Annotated in this window: 17 protein-coding genes; 12 read left to right on the top strand and 5 right to left on the bottom strand. The window is 68.2% G+C overall.

Annotated features, from left to right (window positions below; genetic code table 11):
* Position 1 precedes the first annotated feature (1 nt).
* Together M5C98_RS00810 and M5C98_RS00805 are read left to right on the top strand one after the other, a co-directional pair.
* Positions 2-1327 carry an acyl-CoA dehydrogenase family protein gene (locus M5C98_RS00810; RefSeq protein WP_272550403.1) on the top strand — a complete coding sequence of 442 codons (1326 nt, stop codon included), beginning with the start codon at positions 2-4 and terminating at the stop codon, positions 1325-1327.
* A gap of 17 nt (positions 1328-1344) precedes the next feature.
* Positions 1345-2115 carry an ABC transporter ATP-binding protein gene (locus M5C98_RS00805; RefSeq protein WP_272550402.1) on the top strand — a complete coding sequence of 257 codons (771 nt, stop codon included), beginning with the start codon at positions 1345-1347 and terminating at the stop codon, positions 2113-2115.
* A 147-nt stretch (positions 2116-2262) separates the two neighbouring features.
* Here M5C98_RS00805 and M5C98_RS00800 read toward each other — a convergent pair whose 3' ends face one another.
* Positions 2263-2748: a DUF4411 family protein gene (locus M5C98_RS00800; protein WP_272550400.1), complete on the bottom strand. Its 486-nt coding sequence runs from the start codon at positions 2746-2748 to the stop codon at positions 2263-2265.
* Entirely contained in the window at positions 2748-3941 is a 1194-nt protein-coding gene (locus tag M5C98_RS00795) for an XRE family transcriptional regulator (protein WP_272550398.1), read from the bottom strand. The genes M5C98_RS00800 and M5C98_RS00795 overlap by 1 nt, the downstream gene beginning before the upstream one ends.
* A 386-nt stretch (positions 3942-4327) precedes the next feature.
* On the opposite strand from M5C98_RS00795, the gene M5C98_RS00790 reads away from it, so the two are divergent.
* The 9 genes from M5C98_RS00790 to M5C98_RS00750 all read left to right on the top strand — a co-directional run bounded on the left by M5C98_RS00790 (position 4328) and on the right by M5C98_RS00750 (position 13552).
* Positions 4328-5569: an SfnB family sulfur acquisition oxidoreductase gene (locus M5C98_RS00790; protein WP_272550397.1), complete on the top strand. Its 1242-nt coding sequence runs from the start codon at positions 4328-4330 to the stop codon at positions 5567-5569.
* A 10-nt stretch (positions 5570-5579) separates the two neighbouring features.
* Positions 5580-6845 carry an SfnB family sulfur acquisition oxidoreductase gene (locus M5C98_RS00785; protein ID WP_272550395.1) on the top strand — a complete coding sequence of 422 codons (1266 nt, stop codon included), beginning with the start codon at positions 5580-5582 and terminating at the stop codon, positions 6843-6845.
* 29 nt (positions 6846-6874) lie between these two features.
* Positions 6875-7699 (top strand): MetQ/NlpA family ABC transporter substrate-binding protein, encoded by an 825-nt coding sequence (locus tag M5C98_RS00780; RefSeq protein WP_272550394.1) that lies wholly within the window; start codon positions 6875-6877, stop codon positions 7697-7699.
* 66 nt (positions 7700-7765) lie between these two features.
* Positions 7766-9145: an LLM class flavin-dependent oxidoreductase gene (locus M5C98_RS00775; RefSeq protein WP_272553404.1), complete on the top strand. Its 1380-nt coding sequence runs from the start codon at positions 7766-7768 to the stop codon at positions 9143-9145.
* The gene (locus M5C98_RS00770; RefSeq protein WP_272550393.1) at positions 9142-9972 is read left to right on the top strand and encodes a MetQ/NlpA family ABC transporter substrate-binding protein; all 831 of its coding nucleotides are present in this window, start codon (positions 9142-9144) and stop codon (positions 9970-9972) included. Before M5C98_RS00775 ends, M5C98_RS00770 begins: the two co-directional genes overlap by 4 nt.
* 92 nt (positions 9973-10064) lie before the next feature.
* Positions 10065-10880 carry a MetQ/NlpA family ABC transporter substrate-binding protein gene (locus M5C98_RS00765; protein WP_272550392.1) on the top strand — a complete coding sequence of 272 codons (816 nt, stop codon included), beginning with the start codon at positions 10065-10067 and terminating at the stop codon, positions 10878-10880.
* Complete coding sequence (locus M5C98_RS00760; RefSeq protein WP_272550391.1) at positions 10877-11707, top strand: MetQ/NlpA family ABC transporter substrate-binding protein; 831 nt, start codon at positions 10877-10879, stop codon at positions 11705-11707. Before M5C98_RS00765 ends, M5C98_RS00760 begins: the two co-directional genes overlap by 4 nt.
* Positions 11704-12918, top strand: coding sequence for a methionine ABC transporter ATP-binding protein (locus tag M5C98_RS00755; RefSeq protein WP_272550390.1), 1215 nt, complete (start codon positions 11704-11706; stop codon positions 12916-12918). Before M5C98_RS00760 ends, M5C98_RS00755 begins: the two co-directional genes overlap by 4 nt.
* Positions 12890-13552 (top strand): methionine ABC transporter permease, encoded by a 663-nt coding sequence (locus tag M5C98_RS00750; RefSeq protein WP_272550389.1) that lies wholly within the window; start codon positions 12890-12892, stop codon positions 13550-13552. Before M5C98_RS00755 ends, M5C98_RS00750 begins: the two co-directional genes overlap by 29 nt.
* 186 nt (positions 13553-13738) lie before the next feature.
* On the opposite strand, the gene M5C98_RS00745 is transcribed toward M5C98_RS00750, so the two are convergent.
* From M5C98_RS00745 to M5C98_RS00735, 3 genes are read right to left on the bottom strand one after another with little or no spacing between them, the layout of a single operon-like run.
* The gene (locus tag M5C98_RS00745) at positions 13739-14587 is read right to left on the bottom strand and encodes an ABC transporter ATP-binding protein (RefSeq protein WP_272550388.1); all 849 of its coding nucleotides are present in this window, start codon (positions 14585-14587) and stop codon (positions 13739-13741) included.
* A gap of 7 nt (positions 14588-14594) precedes the next feature.
* Entirely contained in the window at positions 14595-15437 is an 843-nt protein-coding gene (locus tag M5C98_RS00740; protein ID WP_272550387.1) for an ABC transporter permease, read from the bottom strand.
* 7 nt (positions 15438-15444) lie between these two features.
* Complete coding sequence (locus tag M5C98_RS00735) at positions 15445-16443, bottom strand: aliphatic sulfonate ABC transporter substrate-binding protein (RefSeq protein ID WP_272550386.1); 999 nt, start codon at positions 16441-16443, stop codon at positions 15445-15447.
* Between the two features lie 429 nt (positions 16444-16872).
* Here M5C98_RS00735 and M5C98_RS00730 point away from each other — a divergent pair, with 429 nt between their 5' ends.
* A complete protein-coding gene (locus M5C98_RS00730) occupies positions 16873-18084 on the top strand; it encodes an acyl-CoA dehydrogenase family protein (protein WP_272550385.1) in 1212 nt (403 codons plus the stop codon).
* The last annotated feature ends 26 nt before the right edge of the window (positions 18085-18110 follow it).

Below are 18110 nucleotides of genomic sequence, written 5' to 3'. Positions count from 1 at the left end.
CATGACCGACCTTTATCGCACCCCTTCCATCCTTGGCCCTGACTACGAAGCCATTGCTGCAAAGTACCGCCCCATCTTCGCGCGCATCCAGGCCACCGCGCTGCAGCGCGAGCAGCAGCGCCAGCTGGGCCATGACGCCATCCAGTGGCTCAAGGACGCACGCTTCGGCGCCCTGCGCGTGCCCGTCGAGCACGGCGGTGACGGCGCCACGCTGCCGCAGCTCTTTCAACTGCTGGTGGAACTGGCCGAGGCTGACTCCAACATCGTGCAGGCGCTGCGCGGGCACTTCGCCTTCGTCGAAGACCGCCTCAACGCCCCGCGCGACGCGGCCAACATCGTGTGGTTGCGGCGCTTCGCAGACGGCGATCTGGCCGGCAACGCGTGGACCGAAGTGGGCAACGTGACCATCGGCGACGTGATCACGCGCGTGACGCAAAAGGAGGACGGGCGCTGGGTGGTCAACGGCCGCAAGTTCTACAGCACCGGCAGCATCTTCGCGGACTGGATCGACCTGTACGCCCGCCGCGACGGCCCGGGCGACGGGGACGGCCTGGACGTGATCGCCGCCGTGCGCGCGCGCCAGCCCGGCGTGACGCACCACGACGACTGGGACGGCTTCGGCCAGCGCACCACCGGCAGCGGCACCTCGGTGTACGAGAACGCCGAGGTGGAGGCCGAGAACCTCTTTGCCTTTGCCGACCGCTTCAAGTACCAGACGGCCTTCTACCAACTGTTCCACCTGGCCACGCTGGCCGGCATCGCCCGCGCCATCACGCGGGACGCGGCCGCCCAGGTGCGCGGCCGCAAGCGCATCTTCAGCACCGGCAACGCGCCCAGTGTGGCGCAGGACGTGCAGGTGCAGCAGGTGGTGGGCGAGGTCTCGGCCATCGCCTATGCGGCCGAAGCCACCGCCGTGCGCGCCGCCTTCGCCGCCCAGCGCGCCTACGACGCGCACTGGCACGGCACGCCCGAGCAGGAGAAGCAGGCCAACATCGAGGCCGAGCTGGAATCCGCGCAGGGCCAGGTGGCCCTCACCGACCTGGTGCTGCGCGCCGCCAGCCAGTTCTTCAACGGGCTGGGCGCATCGGCCGCCAGCAGCGCGCAGTCGCTGGACCGGCACTGGCGCAACGCGCGCACCGTGGCGTCGCACAACCCGGTGATCTACAAGGCGCGCATCGTGGGCGACTGGCACATCAACGGCACCGAGCCGCCCTACGTGTGGCAGATCGGCGCCGGCCCCGGCCGGCCCACGGCGGTGGCTGTGACGCCGACCGATACCGGTGCGGCCAATGCGGCGCAGGCGCGACCCCTGGCCCGCGCGGCCTGAGTGGGTGAGTGAACGCCATGGCGAGCCCGCCCCCCGCGCTACTCACCGTCGATGCAGTGCAGGCCGTCTACCAGGGCGCCATCGCTGCGCTGCACGGCGTGGGCTTCGAGGTGCGCGCCGGCGAGATCCACGCGCTGCTGGGCGCCAACGGCGCCGGCAAATCCACCACGCTCAAGGCCGTGTCGCACCTGCTGCCGGCCGAGCGCGGGCAGGTCACCGCCGGACGCATCACCTACGACGGGCAGGACGTGGCACACGCCAGCCCGGCCACCCTGGTGCGCGCCGGGCTGGTGCCGGTGCTGGAAGGCCGGCACTGCTTTCCCAGCCTGTCGGTGGAAGACAACCTGGTCACCGGCGCCCTGGGCCGCAGCGCGCGGCGCGGCGAGATCGTGCACGACCTGGAGCGGGTGTACGCCCTCTTTCCGCGCCTGCGGGACAAGCGGCGCACGCCCGCGGGCCTGGCATCCGGCGGCGAGCAGCAGATGACCGCCATCGGCCGCGCGCTGATGTCGCGCCCGCGCCTGCTGGTGCTGGATGAGCCCTCGATGGGCCTGGCGCCGCGCGTGGTGCAGGAGATCTTCGCGCAGCTCAAGCGGCTGAACCGCGAGGAGGGTTTGACGCTGCTGGTGGCCGAACAGAACTCTGCGGTGGCGCTGCAGTATGCGGATCGGGCTACGGTGCTGGATGCGGGGCGGGCGGTGTTGTCGGAGCCGGCGGATGCGCTGCGGGAGCGGGACGGCATTCGGTACTTCTACTTTGGGGAGAGTGCGCAGGCGCTCGCAGCTTGAGCCGTGTGTCATGCGGGTCTTCGCTGCCACGGCGGCTGGGGCCACGGCTGACCGAATCGGGCGGCGTGACCTTCATCGACTTGGAGGTAACTGGAGCGGCGTGGCCGGCTACGTGGACACGGCCCATCAAGGCAGCACCGGAAAAATCTAGAAGCGCCACGCTTCAGCGCGAATGAAGTCGACCAAGTTCACACATTGGATGCGCTCGGCTAAGCAGACGTCCGGAATCTTAGGGCTGTTCTTCTTGCCCGGCCCTTCTTGCGAAATTACGCAAAGGGGCGACTCGAACGACCGCGCAAGTGCGATGACAAACGGGTCACCTTCTGAGCGTCCCTTTACTGTGTCGACTAGTCGTGGATAGGTGCCAAGGATATGCGCAAGGTGATCCTGTTGATTCTCGTCAATCTCGACGCAGAAGTTAGGCGATCGCTTTTTGCACCATTCGTGAATATCGTCATCCTTCTTCTTGAGTTCATTGTGGACTTCAACAGAGGCGACGATGATTCCAGCATCAGCCATTTCATCTAGCCGTACCCAAAATGATGCGAAGTTCTCGGGTGGATACGCGCGCCACCACGCGTGAATCAGCGAGCTTGAATCGATGCTATAGCGGGCAATTTGTTTCGACGGCATTACATCCCGAAAGCCAAGCGTTGCAGTTTTTCGACGTGCTTAGTACGAAGACCCAAATAGCCAGATACCTCGCTCAAGGTCAGTCGATCCTGAAAGTAGTTTCCTATCACTAGCCCAATGAACGGGCGTCCAAAATTCGAAAGCGCCTCCTGAGGCATGTTTCGGGGAATTGGCTTCGGGGGTGCAGCGGCTTGCCGTTGCCTCTGTTCTTCGTACTCGATGCGGTACTGCGTCCTCTTTCGTTGAAAAAAAGGCCAGTCGGTTCGCTGAAGGGTAATTAGGCGAATGATCAATGACTCGCGGCTAACACCAAATCGCTTTGCGATAGAGGCGATCTCCTCATCGGTCCATTCGTGCGAGCGTCCGTGGCTCGAAATCACAGGGTCAAGGAGAAGAACGTCGCGTGGCATGAGCGAAGCAGCCGCAACTGCATTGCAGAATAATTCGATAGCAGGTTGGACAACGGGCTTCGAGATATCAATTTCCAAATCCGAGACACCGCTTTGTTGCAGAAGGACGTGCGCGAACTCGTGGAGCAAGGAAAAGAGTCTTCGCGTAGGGGGATCCTTGCGATTGATCACTACCACCGGTAGGTCTGGATAGGACAAGGCAAAACCGGATGCCTCAGTTGCACTGACCCGTGTGGCTTGAAAGACGAGTACTCCGACCCGTTCAATGGCGGCTCGCCAGAAGTTGAGCGCGATTCGACCTTCAGCATCGCCTCCAAATTTATTCAGGGCAGCATCCGATATTTTAAGAAAGTCCCTTACCACCTTGCCTGCCGCCTCCGGGTCCATCTTCAAGTCTAGGAGTGCCCGAACCGCAAGGGCGTCCTCTCCTATGTCGGCAAGCAGTTCCTTTGCCAACTCCCTCCGCTGATGAGCAATCCGAATTTCCTGCGTGAGTTCTGGTGAGTAGCGCATGGGGCCGCGACCCGGACGTCGGAAGTCGCTCAGGACTTGAAAACCAGTAGGCACTTCCTGCAGAAAGAGCACGCTGAGCGGCCGCTTGTAAAGGGTGGCCAATGTGCGGAGTTGAGGAATTGTTGGGGCGCTCAACCCGAGCTCCCACTCAGAAAGCCGCGCTTCTTGAATGTCGATCGCAGTGGCCGCTTCGTGCAACTCAAAGCCCGCGGATTCGCGCGCCCACGAAAGCACCTCCGGTTTTACTTTTGCAAGAACTCGTTTAGCCATAAGAATCTTCAATTCTGCACTACGCCGCGTCGTTGCTGTTTTCTCGCCACATGTTAATTTTGCATACCTGTCAGCAATACAAGTGAACACGCAAATTTCGGTAAAAACGACCGTCGCTTGGCACTGGTTGCTGGCTCTTACCGCAGGGTCGTGGGGCGGGAATGACGGAGCTAACTTTTGAAGTCTTTCATGTCGACATGACTTGAACGCCCGCAAACGGCACATCCAGCCTCTAAAGGACGCGCCGCAACGAACGTGGCACAAAGCCCATCAGCGGCAACCTGTCCGACGCGCACCCTCAGCAGCGCAACCCCACAACGAATCCCGCATATCGATGCGCCGATTCCTTCGCACCACGCAGCGCCGTCTCGCTCTCCAATCAGGGCATGACTGCAAGACCGGCACTGCAACAACACCTGCCCGAGATTCCTACCGACGTGGCGCGGATCGCCACCGATGCGCAAGCCATCGCCGCCGCGCACCGGCTGGTGGTTGAATTCGAGCCCGGCGCCTCCGAGCGCGACCGCGATCGCCGCCTGCCCTGGGATGAACTCACACGCTGGTCCGCCAGCGGCTTAGGGGCCATCACCGTGCCCCGCGCCTACGGCGGCGCGCAGGTTTCTTACACCACGCTGGCCGAGGTGTTCGTGATCCTGAACGCGGCCGACCCGTCCATCGGGCAGATTCCGCAGAACCATTTCGGCGTGCTGGGCGTACTGCGCGAGATCGGCACCGAGGCGCAGAAGCAGCGCTTCTACGGCGAGGTGCTGGCCGGCCGGCGGCTGGGCAATGCCGGGCCCGAGCGCAAGGTGGACGGCGCGGCCACCATCCTGCAAAGCGGCACGCGCCTGCGTGCCACGCCGCACGGCCTGCGCCTCACGGGCAAGCGCTTTTATTCCACGGGCGCGCTCTTCGCGCACCGCATTCCCGTGCGCGCCATCGACGACGCGGGCCGTGCCGTGCAGGCCTGGGTGCCGCGCGATACGCCGGGCGTCGTCGTGGTGGATGACTGGGACGCCTTCGGCCAGCGCACCACCGCCAGCGGAACTGTCGTGTTCGACGACGTGCCGGTTGCTGCCGACGACGTGCTGCCGCTGTGGCAACTGGCCGACCGGCCAGGGCTCTACGGCCCTACCTCGCAGCTGCTGCAGGCCTCCATCGACCAGGGCATTGCCGAAGCGGCCGTGGCCGATGCGCAGCGCTTCGTGCGCGAGCGCGCCCGGCCCTGGGTCGATTCGGGCGTGCAGCACGCGCACGACGACCCCTACGTGATCGCCGACGTGGGGCGCCTGCAGATCGACCTGCATGCCGCACGCGAGGTGCTGCGCGAGACCGGCCAGCTGTTCGACGCCCTGGCCGCACAGGACACCCTCACCGCGGAGGACAGCGCCCGCGCCTCGGTGGCCGTGGCCGAGGCCAAGGTGCTGACCACGCGCATCGCGCTGAAGGCGAGCGAGAAGCTGTTCGAACTGGCCGGCTCGGCCGCCACGCGCGCCGCGCCCAACCTGGGCCGCCACTGGCGCAACGCCCGCGTGCACACGCTGCACGACCCGGTGCGCTGGAAGCTGCACCTGATCGGCAACCACCGCCTGAATGGCGCCTTGCCCGCGCGGCATTCCTGGAACTGAAAGCGAACCCATGGCCTTGTTGCAATCCATTGAACCGCTCGCAGCCGCGTCCACGCCGGCGGAGCCCGCCCCGGCCTTGCCTGCGGCCCGGCCGCCGCATCGCATCGCCACCGACACCGAGGCCATTGCCGCCGCGCAGCGCTATGCCGCGCGCATCGCCCCCGGCGCGGCCCAGCGTGACCGCGAGCGCCTGCTGCCCTGGGACGCGCTGGACGATTTCGTCGCCAGCGGCCTGTGGTCGATCACCGTGCCGCGCGAGTACGGCGGCCCGGGCGTATCGGCCGGCACGCTGGCCGAGGTCACGGCGCTGGTCAGCGCGGCCGATGGCTCCATCGGCCAGATTCCGCAGAACCATTTCTACGCGCTGGAGGTGCTGCGCGTGGGCGGCACCGACGCGCAAAAGCGCTTCTTCTACGGCCGCGTGCTGGCAGGCGATCGCTTCGGCAATGCGCTGGCGGAGATCGGCCACCAGGACTTCCAGCGCCGCACCCGCCTGGTGCCCGATGGCGAGGGCTTTCGGGTGCAGGGGCGCAAGTTCTATTGCACCGGCGCGCTCTATGCGCACTGGATTCCCACGCTGGTCGTGGCGAGGGAAGACGGGCGCGACGTGACCTACCTTGCCTTCGTTCCACGCACCGCCGAGGGCGTGCACGTCACCGATGACTGGGACGGCTTCGGCCAGCGCGTGACGGGCAGCGGCTCGGTGCAGTTCGACGACGTGCGGGTCGAGGCCGAATGGGTGGTGCCGTTTCTGGCCTCGTTCGAGCGACCCACCACGATCGGCCCGCTGGCGCAGATCCTGCACGCGGCCATCGACCTGGGGCTGGCGCGGGGGGCCCTCGCGGCCACGCTGCCCTTCGTGCGCGAGCATGCCCGGCCCTGGATCGATGCGCGCGTGGAGCGCGCCGCCGACGACCCGCTGCTGATCCAGCAGGTGGGTGAGACCGCCGTGCGGCTGCGCGCGGCCGAGGCCCTGGTGCGCCGCGCCGGCCGCTTCGTGGATGCGGCCCAGGCCGACCCCACCGAGCAGAGCGTGGCCGAGGCCTCCATCGCCGTGGCCGAGGCGCGTGCGCTCACCACAACGGCGTCGCTGGACGCGGGCACGCGCCTTTTCGAGCTGGGCGGCACCTCGGCCACCACGGGCCAGAAGGGCCTGGACCGCTTCTGGCGCAACGCGCGCACCCACACGCTGCACGACCCGGTGCGCTGGAAGTACCACGCCATCGGCAATTTCCACCTCAACGGCCGCATTCCGCCGCGCCACGGCGCGATCTGATTTTTTCTCTTCAAAACCCAGCGACGATCATGAAGCCACGCCGTTTTCTGCACGCTCTTTTCACGTTCTCCACGTTCATCGGCGCGGCCCTGTTCGCCGGCAGCGCCTTGGCCGCACCGCTCAAGATCGGTGTGGTGCCGGGCATCTTCGCCGACTCGGTCGAGGTGGCCGCCAAGGAGGCCAAGGCCCAGGGACTGGACATTCAGGTGGTGGAGTTCACCGACTGGACGACCCCCAACGTGGCGCTGGAGTCGGGCGACATCGACCTGAACTACTACCAGAACAGCAACTACCTGGCGAACGCCGTGCGCAGCAAGGGCTTCAACTTCGTCAGCGTGCAGCCCGGCATCCTGTCGTACCTGGGGCTGTATTCCACCAAACATAGATCGTTGGCCGACGTGCCCAACGGCGCCAAGGTCGCCATCGCCAGCGACCCCGTCAACATCGGCCGCGCTCTGCGCCTGCTGCAGCACGCCGGGCTGATCACGCTGCGCCCGGACACCGGGCTGCTCGGCACGCAGGCCGACATCCGTTCCAACCCGAAGAACCTGCAGTTCATCGAGATCGAAGGCCCGCAACTGGTGCGCGCCACGCAGGACGTGGACTTGGCGCAGGGTTTTCCTTATTTCATCATTCCGTCGAAGGCGTTCGATGCGACCCGGGGGCTGGCCTACACCAGCAATGAGGATGACTCCTGGGCCATCCAGTTCGTGGCGCGCAAGGACAAGGCGGCGGACCCGCGCATCGCGCAGTTCCTGAACATCTACCAAAACTCCGACGCGGTGCGCAAGGCGATCCACGCCTTCTACCTGAACGACCAGAAGCTCTACCGCCTGGCCTGGCTGAAGCGCTGAGCCCCCCCCGCACAAGGAACGACCGTGACACAAGCCACGCGCCACATCCTGCTCAACGCGTTCAACATGAACTGCGTGGGCCACATCAACCACGGGCTGTGGACGCACCCGCGCGACCGCAGCACCGACTACCGCACGCTGCCCTACTGGACCGACCTGGCCCGCACGCTGGAGCGGGGCCTGTTCGACGGACTGTTCCTGGCCGACATCGTGGGCACCTACGACGTGTACCAGGGCAATGTGGACGTGCCGCTGCGCGAATCCATCCAATTGCCGGTGAACGACCCGCTGCTGCTGGTGCCGGCCATGGCCGCCGCCACGCAGCACCTGGGCTTCGGCGTGACGGTGAACCTGTCGTACGAGGCGCCCTACCTGCTGGCGCGGCGCTTTTCCACGCTGGACCACCTGACCCAAGGCCGCATCGGCTGGAACGTGGTCACCGGCTACCTGGACAGCGCCGCGCGCGCCATGGGCCAGCCGCAGCAGCTGCCGCACGACGAGCGATACGAGCGCGCGGACGAATACCTGGAGGTGCTCTACCAGCTGTGGGAAGGCAGCTGGGAAGACGGCGCGGTGCGCCGCGACAAGGCGGCGCGCGTGTTCGCCGACCCGGCGCGCGTGCACCAAGTGCAGCACCACGGCCGCTATTTCGATGTGGAGGGCTACCACCTGAGCGAGCCGTCGCCGCAGCGCACGCCGGTGCTGTTCCAGGCCGGCAGCTCGGGCCGGGGCCAGCAGTTCGCCGCGCGCCATGCCGAGTGCGTGTTCATCTCGCCCCCCAACAAAGAGGCCGCGCGCAAGACCGTGCAGGCCCTGCGCGAGCAACTGGTGCGGGCCGGCCGCCGGCCCGATGACGTGAAGGTCTTCGTGGGCGCGGCGGTGGTGGTGGGCCGCACCGAGGCCGAGGCGCGCGAGAAGCACGCGGACTACCTGCGCTATGCCAGCCGCGAGGCGGGCCTGGCCCACTTTGCCGCCAGCACGGGCATCGACTTCGCGCAGTACGACCTGGACGCGCCGGTGGACTACTCGCCCGGCAATGCCATCGAATCGGTCAGCCGCACGGCCCAGCAGCAGGGCTGGACGCGCCGCAAGCTGCTCGAACTCTTCGCGCTGGGCGGCCGCTACCCCGCCATCGTGGGCGATGCGCAGCAGGTGGCGGACGAGTTGCAGTCGTGGGTGGCCGAGACCGGCGTGGACGGCTTCAACCTGAGCCGCACCGTGGTGCCCGAGAGCTACGAGGATTTCATCGATTGGGTGGTGCCCGAGCTGCAGAGCCGGGGCGCCTACAAGACCGAATACGCCGAAGGCACGCTGCGCAGCCGCCTCTTCGGCGAGGGCGACCGGCTGCCGGCCCGGCATGCGGCGGATGCGTTCCGGCGCCGGCCTGCCAGCGCAGCCACCCACCTGGCACCCCAAGCCCATCCCGCGCTGGAAGCACAGCCATGAAACGCCTGGCCCGACGCCTTCTTTCCTTGCTCGCGGCCTTCGCTGCCGCGGCGGCGACCGCGCAAACACCCGCGCCACCGCTGCGCATCGGCGTCACGCCCGGTTCGCTGGCCGATTCCGTGCAGGTGGCTGCGCAGGAGGCGCGCCAGCAGGGGCTGGACGTGAAGGTCATCGAGTTCACCGACTGGACCGCGCCCAACACCGCGCTGGCCGCGGGCGACATCGACCTCAATTACTTCCAGCACCAGGCCTTTCTGGACAACGCCATCCGCGAGCGCGGCTACACCTTCGTCAGCGTGGCAACGGGGCTGCTGCCCAACATCGGCCTGTATTCGCTCAAGGTGCAGCGCTTTGCCGACCTGAAAGAAGGCGCCCGCGTGGGCGTTGCCAACGACCCGGTGAACCAGGGCCGCGGCCTGCTGCTGCTGGAAAAGGCCGGGCTCATTCAGCTGAAACCCGGCGTGGGCGCGCGCGGCAGCGTGAACGACATCGTGGCCAACCCGAAGCAGCTGCGCTTTGCCGAGATCGAAGGCCCGCAGTTGGTGCGCGCGCTCGACGACCTGGACCTGGCCCAGGGCTATCCGGCCCACTACGTCAATGCCGGCCGTCCGCAGGTGGCGGGCAGCGCGTTGCTGTATTCGGGCATCGACGATCTGGCCTATGCGATTCGCTTAGTCGCGCGCCAGGACAACGCGCAGGACCCGCGCATCCAGCGCTTCGTGAAGGTCTATCAAGACTCGCCCGCCGTGCGCGCGCAGATCGGCAAATCCTTCGCCGGCAATGAGCGGCTCTACAGCCTGCCGTGGCTCGCCAAGGCCGCGCATTGACGCATCCCTGAACTCGCCCCCCCCCACGCCCCCGACGCCTTCCTCACCTTCGATTCCTCCCACCCCAACGACCGCCTGCCGCGGCCCCTGACATGCCACTCCATCGCCTCTTTCTCGCCCCCCTCTTCGCCCTCTCCGTGCTGGGCGCCCTGCCCGCCCATGCGGCGGACAAGCTGCGCATCGGCGTGCTGCCGGGCGTCTATGCCGACGCCATCGCGGCCGCGGCCAAGGATGCCAAGGCGCAGGGCATCGACGTCACGGTGACCGAGTTCACCGACTGGACCACGCCCAACGTGGCGGTGGACTCGGGCGACCTGGACATCAACTTCTTCCAGCACCAGCCTTTCCTCGATAACGCGATCCAGAAGAACGGCTTCAAGCTGGCCAGCGCGGGCACGAGCTTCCTGGCCAACATCGGCCTGTATTCGCTCAAGCACAAGACCATCAACGAGGTGCCGGTGGGCGGCAAGGTCGGCCTGGCCAACGACCCGGTGAACCAGGGCCGCGGCCTGCTGCTGCTACAAAAGGCGGGGCTCATCCAGCTCAAGCCCGGCGTGGGCTTCGTCGGCACGGTGGACGACATCGTGCAGAACCCCAGGAAGCTGAAGTTCGTCGAGGTGGAAGGCCCGCAGCTGGTGCGCATCACCGGCGATGTGGACATCGCCCAGGGCTATCCGCACTTCATCGTGGCATCGAAGGCGTTCGATCCGTCCAGCGGCCTCGCGTACTCGGGCGTGGAAGACGCGCGCTTCGCCATCCAGTTCGTCACCAAAGCCAGCCGCACGCAGGACCCGGTGATCCAGAAGTTCGTGAAGGTGTTCCAGAACTCCGACGCGGTGAAGGCCGCCATCGACCGCGCCTTCGCGGGCGACAAGCGCCTGTACGTGCTGACCTGGACGCAGCAATGATGCGCGCGCCCCGCTTCTACTACTTCAAGGCCGCAGCCCTGGGATGGCTGCTGGCTGCCTCCGCCCTCACCGCGCACGCGGCCGACGTGATCCGCATCGGCTCCACGCCCGGCGTCACCTCCGACGCGGTGGAGGCCGTGGTGGCCGAGGCCCGCGCGCAGGGCCTGGAGGTGAAGCTGGTCGAGTTCACCGACTGGACGCTGCCCAACGAGGCGGTGAACAACGGCGACATCGACCTGAACTTCTTCCAGCACCAAGCGTTTTTGAACAACGCCATCCAGGAACGGGGCTACCAGCTGCAGCTGGTGGGCCTGGGCCTGCTGCAGAACATCGGCATCTACTCCAACCGCATCCAGCGGCTGCAGGACGTGCCCGAGGGCGCCAAGGTGTCGGTGGCGAACGACCCGGTGAACCAGGGGCGCGGGCTGCTCCTGCTGCAGAAAGCCGGCCTCATCAAGCTGCGCCAGGGCAACGCCGTGGGCGCCAGCGTGAACGACGTGGTCGAGAACCCCAAGAAACTGCGCTTCTATGAGATCGAAGGCCCGCAGCTCATCCACTCGCTGCAGGACGTGGACCTGGCCGTGGTGTGGCCCAGCTACTTCGTCAACGCCGGCAAGAAGGAGCAGGCCAGCCGCGCGCTGCTGTATTCGGGCATCGACGACTCGTTCTATGCCATGGGCTTCGTCGCGCGCAAGGACAAGGTGCAGGACCCGAAGATCGCCCGCTTCGTGCAGCTGTTCCAGCAGTCGCGCAAGGTGCGCGAGGTGGTTTCCGCACGCTTCAACAACGACCCCCAGCTGTACACGCTGCCCTGGAAGACGCCATGAGCCTGACCGCCGCCTCCCCTTCACCCGTCTGGCGCAGCGCTGCCGGCACGGCCCCCTCCCCCGCCGCGGCGCCTGCCGGGGCACCGCAGCCCCGCGCCGGGGCGGCACCGCCGCCCGCACCATCGGCGGAGGCCGGCGCACCTTCGGGCTCCGTGGTCTTCGAGCAGCTCGGCAAGGTGTACGCGTCGTCCGCCGGGCCGGTGGCGGCGCTGGAGAACATCAGCCTCCAGATCCCCGCCGGCAGCATCTTCGGCATCATCGGGCGCAGCGGCGCGGGCAAGTCGAGTCTGCTGCGCACCATCAACCGTCTGGAGTCGCCCACCTCGGGCCGCGTGCGGGTGGATGGCACCGACATCGCCACGCTGGACGACGATGGCCTGGTGGCCTTGCGCCGGCGCATCGGCATGATCTTCCAGCACTTCAACCTGCTGGCCGCCAAGACGGTGTACGACAACGTGGCACTGCCGCTGCGCGTGGCCGGCTGGCGGCCCGCCGCCATCCACCAGCGGGTGGAGGAACTGCTGGCCCTGGTGGGCCTCTCGGACAAGCACCGCACCTACCCCGCGCGCCTGTCGGGCGGGCAAAAGCAGCGCGTGGGCATCGCCCGGGCGCTGGCCACGGCGCCGGAGATCCTGCTGTGCGACGAGGCCACCTCGGCGCTGGACCCGGAGACCACGCATTCCATCCTGCAACTGCTGCGGGACATCAACCGGCGCTTGGGGATCACCGTCATCCTCATCACGCACGAGATGAGCGTGATCCGCGAGATCGCCGACCAGGTGCTGGTGCTGGAGCAGGGCCGCATCGCCGAGCGGGGCGAGGTGTGGAAGGTGTTCGGCGCGCCGCAGCACGACGCCACGCGCGCGCTGCTGGCGCCGCTGCAGCACGGCCTGCCCGACGACCTGCAGGCGCGGCTGCAGGCCGAGCCACCGGCGCACGGCAGCTATCAACGCATCGTGCGGCTGGGCTACACCGGCGAGGGCGGGCTGGAGCCCGATTTCGCGCGCATCGCCCAGGCCCTGCACAGCCCGGTGCGCCTGGTGCATGGCGGCATCGACCGCATCCGCGGCCACGCGCAGGGACGGCTGTTGCTGTCCGTTCCCGGCGCGGTGGCGCTGCCCCCGCTTTCATCCCTGGTGCAAGGCCCTGGCGCCATTGCCCATTCCATCGAGGTGATCGGCCATGTCGCTGACGTTGAGCATTCCCTTTGAGCGCTACACCCAGGCGTTGGCCGACACGCTGACGATGGTGGGCACCTCGGCCGCCATCGCCTTCGTGGCGGGCATTCCGCTGGCGGTGCTGCTGATCGTGACCGCGCCCGGGGGCTTTCTCGCCTCGCCGCGCATCCACCGCGGGGTGGGCAGCGTGGTCAACGGCTTTCGGGCCACGCCCTTCATCGTGCTGCTGGTGGCGCTGATTCCGTTCACGCGGCTGGTCACGGGCACCACCATCGGCGTGTGGGCGGCCATCGTGCCGCTGGCCATCAGCGCCACGCCGTTCTTCTCGCGGATCGCCGAGGTGAGCCTGCGCGAGGTGGACCCGGGCCTGATCGAGGCCGCGCAGGCCATGGGCTGCCGCAAGTGGCACATCGTCTGGCACGTCTATCTGCCCGAGGCGCTGCCCGGCATCGTCGGCGGCTTCACCATCACGCTGGTGGCGCTCATCAGCTCGTCCGCCATGGCGGGCGCGGTGGGCGCGGGCGGCCTGGGCGACCTGGCGATCCGCTATGGCTACCAGCGCTTCGACACGCAGGTGATGCTGATCGTCATCGCCGTGCTGATCGCGCTGGTGTCGCTGGTGCAGTTCGGCGGCGACCGGTGGGTGCGCTGGCTGCGCAGCCGGTAGCCAGTGGTGGGTGACCGGTGGAGCCGCCGTGGCGCTGGCTGCGCCCCTGGGGAAACGGGATGCGCGTCAGCAGCCCGTCTTCCAGGGGTTTTACAAGCCAAATCGGCCTCCAGCGCATGATCCACTAGGGCGTATTGCTATCAAAAATATAGTGCCAGGATGCGCCACTGCGCCCCGGCCCGCCCGTCAGAACGCGTGGGCGTGCCGCAGCGCGTCCAGCACCCGCACGCGCAGGACACCCAGCGATGCGTCTTCTCGCCGGCGCGGGCGGGGCAGCGGGTTGTCGATCACCTGCAGCTCAGCCCCGGCGCGCGCCTCCAGCACCACCACGCGGTCGCTCAGGATGAGCGCCTCGTCCACGTCGTGCGTGACCAGCAGCAGCGCCAGGCCGTGGCGGCGCGCCACCTCGGCCAGCAGTTGCTGCAGCCGCGCGCGGGTGAAGGCATCGACGGCGGAAAAGGGCTCGTCCAGCAGCAGCAGGCGCGGCCGCGTGAACAGGCCCCGGGCGATGGCCACGCGCTGCGCCTGGCCGCCGGACAGCTGCTTCGGTAGCCGGTCTTCGAAGCCCGCCAGCCCCACTTCGGCCAGCAGCTCGCGCACCTGCGGGTGACTGCGCCCGGCGCGGCCCAGATCGAACGCCACGTTCTCGGCCACGGTGAGCCAGGGGAACAGGCGCGGCTCCTGGAAGATGAAGCCGATGTCCTGCGTGATGCCCTGCTGCGGCTCGCCGGCCAGGCGCACGTGGCCGTCGTACTGCGTGTCCAGCCCCGCGACGATGCGCAGCAACGTGCTCTTGCCGCAGCCGCTCGCGCCCACGAGGCTGACCACCTCGCCGGGGGCGATGTCCAGCTGCACGTTCTGCAGCACGGGCTGGTCACCGTAGGCCTTGCGGCGCACGCGGGCCTGCAGCAGCGGCCCGCTATTCGCATCCTGGGCCTGCAGCAGCGGCCCGCTATTCGCATCCTGGGCCTGCCGCAGCGGCCCGTCCGTTGCAATGGTGGCCGCAGGGGCCGCGGCGTCTTGCAATGCATTCATCGTCGTCTCAATCGCGCGCAGCGGTGTCGTAGGTGTCGCGCCAGGACAGCCACCGGCGTTCGAGCCAGGCCATGCCCGTGTCGGTAATCTTGCCCAGCAGCGCCAGCAGCACGATGGCCGCCAGCACGATGTCGGCGCGGCCCATCTCGCGGCCGTCGGTCAGTAAATAGCCCAGGCCGCGCGTGGCGGCGATGAGCTCGGCCGCCACCATGAACATCCACGCCAGGCTCAGGCCGTTGCGCAGCCCGGTCAGCACCGCCGGCAGGGCCGCCGGCAGCAGCACGCGGCGCACCATGGCCACAGAACCCAGCCGGTGCATGCGCGCGGCCTCCACCAGCTTGCGGTCCACGTCGCGAAAGCCCGAGGCCACGCCCATGTAGACCGGGAAGAACGCGCCGATGGCAATCAAGGCGATCTTGGACGCCTCGTCGATGCCCAGCCACAGCAGCAGCAGCGGCACCCAGGCCAGCGACGGGATGGCGCGCAGCGCCTGGAAAGTGGGGTCCAGCAGCCCTTCGGCCCGGCGCGACAGCCCGACCAGCGCTCCGATGGCGATCGCCAGCACGGTGCCGATGGCAAAGCCCGCCGCCACGCGCGCGCTGCTGGCCAGCACATGGCTGGCCAGGCCCTGCCCGCCAAAGGCGATCAGGGTCTGGACGATTTCCGTGGGCGCGGGCAGCAGGTGCGGGCGGACCCAGCCGGCGCGCACGGCGCCTTCCCACACGGCCAACACTACGGCCGGCAGGATCCAGCCCATGCCCAGCGCGCTCCAGCCCCGGCGGCGCGGTGCGGTGCGGACGGGCTCCAAGGCCGGGCCGATGCCGGACCATTCCTGCGGGTGGGCGGACATGGCGCGGTCAGGCCGGCGAGGCCGCCGGCGCGTTCGTCACGCTGCGTGCGAACTGCGTGTCCACCAGGTCGGTCACCACCTGGTTCAACGCCGTGCCGGGCCGCACCAGGGCTTCGGACAGGAGCAGCGGGGCGGCGCCCTGCAGCGCGGCGATGTGTTCCTGCGAAGGCTGCGGGTTGGACAGGTCGGTGCGCAGTTTCAGCTGCAGCAGCGCCACCTCCAGGCTGACCTTGGCCTCCTCCGACAGGATTTTGGCCGCCTCGGTGGTGTGGGCCAGGATCCATTGGCGGGCGCGCTCGTAGCCGGCCAGCACGCGGCGCGTCTCGGCGGCGCGCTGGGCCAGGAACTCTTCGCGCACGTTCAAAAAGCCATAGGTGTTGAACGCCACGTTGCGGTAGATGAGGCGCGAGCCCGCATCCAGCTCGCTGGCGGCCATCAGCGGATCGAGCCCCGCCCAGGCGTCCACGCGGCCCTGCTCCAGCGCGGTGCGGCCGTCGGCGTGCTGCAGCGCGACGATCTCCACGTCGTTGCGCTTCAAACCGGCCACCTGCAGCGCACGCAGCAAAAAGAGGTACGGGTCGGTGCCCTTGGTGGCGGCGACCTTCTTGCCCTTGAGTTCCTTCACCGACTGGATGGGCGAATCCTTGCGCACCACCAGCGCCGTCCATTCAGGGCGCGAGAAGATGTACGGTGCCCGGATCGGGTTGCCGTTGGCCTTGGACAGCAGCGCGGCCAGCCCGGCCGACGAGCCGATGTCGATGCTGCCCGCATTCAAATACTCCAGCGCGCGGTTGCTGCCCGCGCTGAACACCCACTTCACGGCCGTGCCGTCCTGCTTGAACGACTCTTCCAGCCAGCCGAAGCGGCGCAGCACCAGGCTGGAGGGCGAATAGGTGGCGTAGTCCAGGCGCAGTTCCTTCAGCGGCTGCGCGGCGTGCGCGGTGTGCGAGGCCAGTGGCCCGGCCAGCGCTGCGGCGCCGGCCGACAGCAGGGTGCGTCGTTGCATGGTGGTGGGTTCCCGGTGAATGCGGTGATGGTGCGGCGCAGTATCGGGCGCGGTTTGCCGCACGGCCAAGAACGTTATTCGTCTATTTTTATGAGAAACCTGCCGCCTCTGACATGCCGCTGACGCGCCCCTGAAAACCGGCCGGCTGGCCTGCACCAGCCGCCGCAGGGAAGCAGCAAATTGCGCACGAATCACGCAGCAGGCCGCTGCGCGCATGGCGCGGCGGGCCGGCCCAGCCCACGGCGACGCAGGGCGCACCGCGCCCTATGGCCGCCCGGCAGGCCGCGGCGCGCGCATCGGCCAAAAACCGCATAAGCACGCGCGAATTCCGCATGTGGCCAAGCCCGCGCAACTCCGCACACTGGACCCACTCGCGGCGGCGGGCGCCCCTGGCCTGACCGCCCCCACCCCTTTGCCGGCGCCCCACCCATGTCCTCACGCGACCCCCAACTGCACCCGCCCGAAGCCCCGCCCCCCACGCCCGCCTCGCCTCTGCAAACGGCCCAGACGCTGGCCGACCGGTTCGCCGCCACCGCCGCCGAGCGCGATGCCCGCGGCGGCACGCCGAAGGCCGAGCGCGATGCGCTGCGCGCCAGCGGCCTGCTGTCGCTCTCCATCCCCACCGCGCACGGCGGCCAGGGCGCCGACTGGGCCACCACGCTGCAGACGGTGCGCACCCTCGCGCAGGCCGACAGCTCGCTGGCCCACGTCTACGGCTTTCACCACCTGCTGCTGGCCACCGTGCGCCTGTTCGCGCGGCCCGAGCAGTGGGTGCCGTGGCTGGAGCAGACGGCGCGCAAGCAATGGTTCTGGGGCAATGCGCTCAACCCGCTGGACACGCGCACCGCGGTGCGCCGCATCGGCGACTGGTACGACTTCTCGGGCAAGAAGAGCTTTTGCTCCGGCGCGCTGGATTCCGAGATGCTGGTCGCCTCGGGCATCGACGAACACACCGGCCAGTTGCTGATCGCCGCCATTCCCACGGCCCGCGCAGGCATCACCCTGAACGGCGACTGGAACAGCTTCGGCCAGCGCCAGACCGACAGCGGCAGCGCCCTGTTCGAGAACGTGCGCGTGGAAGGCAACGAGCTGCTGCGCGACCCCGGCCCGCTGACCACGCCGCGCTCGTCGCTGCGGCCGCTGCTGGCGCAGCTGATCTTCGTGCATGTGTTCCTGGGCCTGGCCGAAGGCGCGTTCGCGCAGGCGCGGCACTACACGCTGAACGAGTCGCGGCCCTGGTTCCGCTCGCCCGCCGAGCGCGCCAGCGAAGACCCCTACATCCAGTCGCACTACGGCGAATTCTTCGTGGGGCTGGAGAGCGTGCGCCTGCTGGCCGCGCAGGCCGCCGCCACGTTCGACGCCGCTTGGACGCAAGGCGACGCGCTGGACGCCGAAGGCCGGGGCCGCGTGGCCGTGGCCGTGGCGACGGCCAAGGTGGCCTCCACCCGCGTGGGTCTGGACGTGACCAGCCGGCTCTTCGAGACCACCGGCGCACGCGCCACGCACGGCGCGCTGCGGCTGGACCGCTTCTGGCGCAACCTGCGCACGCAGACGCTGCACGACCCGGTGGACTACAAGCTGCAGGAGCTGGGCGACTGGGCGCTGCACGCCAGGGTGCCGGCACCGTCGTTCTATTCGTGATCGCCCGGCACGATCGCTTTCAAACT

This window comes from Acidovorax sp. NCPPB 3576, from assembly GCF_028473605.1.
In the GTDB taxonomy this organism is placed as follows: domain Bacteria; phylum Pseudomonadota; class Gammaproteobacteria; order Burkholderiales; family Burkholderiaceae_C; genus Paracidovorax.
Note: the sequence above shows the minus strand (reverse complement) of the source record. Positions and strands in the feature narration are given on the sequence as shown.

Coding starts and splice junctions, on each gene's coding strand:
- M5C98_RS00800 (WP_272550400.1), bottom strand. CDS start 2,748: ATGCCGTCGAAACAAATTGCCCGCTATAGCATCGATTCAAGCTCGCTG.
- M5C98_RS00795 (WP_272550398.1), bottom strand. CDS start 3,941: ATGGCTAAACGAGTTCTTGCAAAAGTAAAACCGGAGGTGCTTTCGTGG.
- M5C98_RS00750 (WP_272550389.1), top strand. CDS start 12,890: ATGTCGCTGACGTTGAGCATTCCCTTTGAGCGCTACACCCAGGCGTTG.
- M5C98_RS00775 (WP_272553404.1), top strand. CDS start 7,766: ATGAACTGCGTGGGCCACATCAACCACGGGCTGTGGACGCACCCGCGC.
- M5C98_RS00740 (WP_272550387.1), bottom strand. CDS start 15,437: ATGTCCGCCCACCCGCAGGAATGGTCCGGCATCGGCCCGGCCTTGGAG.
- M5C98_RS00730 (WP_272550385.1), top strand. CDS start 16,873: ATGTCCTCACGCGACCCCCAACTGCACCCGCCCGAAGCCCCGCCCCCC.
- M5C98_RS00765 (WP_272550392.1), top strand. CDS start 10,065: ATGCCACTCCATCGCCTCTTTCTCGCCCCCCTCTTCGCCCTCTCCGTG.
- M5C98_RS00780 (WP_272550394.1), top strand. CDS start 6,875: ATGAAGCCACGCCGTTTTCTGCACGCTCTTTTCACGTTCTCCACGTTC.
- M5C98_RS00760 (WP_272550391.1), top strand. CDS start 10,877: ATGATGCGCGCGCCCCGCTTCTACTACTTCAAGGCCGCAGCCCTGGGA.
- M5C98_RS00790 (WP_272550397.1), top strand. CDS start 4,328: ATGACTGCAAGACCGGCACTGCAACAACACCTGCCCGAGATTCCTACC.
- M5C98_RS00770 (WP_272550393.1), top strand. CDS start 9,142: ATGAAACGCCTGGCCCGACGCCTTCTTTCCTTGCTCGCGGCCTTCGCT.
- M5C98_RS00735 (WP_272550386.1), bottom strand. CDS start 16,443: ATGCAACGACGCACCCTGCTGTCGGCCGGCGCCGCAGCGCTGGCCGGG.
- M5C98_RS00745 (WP_272550388.1), bottom strand. CDS start 14,587: ATGAATGCATTGCAAGACGCCGCGGCCCCTGCGGCCACCATTGCAACG.
- M5C98_RS00755 (WP_272550390.1), top strand. CDS start 11,704: ATGAGCCTGACCGCCGCCTCCCCTTCACCCGTCTGGCGCAGCGCTGCC.
- M5C98_RS00805 (WP_272550402.1), top strand. CDS start 1,345: ATGGCGAGCCCGCCCCCCGCGCTACTCACCGTCGATGCAGTGCAGGCC.
- M5C98_RS00810 (WP_272550403.1), top strand. CDS start 2: ATGACCGACCTTTATCGCACCCCTTCCATCCTTGGCCCTGACTACGAA.
- M5C98_RS00785 (WP_272550395.1), top strand. CDS start 5,580: ATGGCCTTGTTGCAATCCATTGAACCGCTCGCAGCCGCGTCCACGCCG.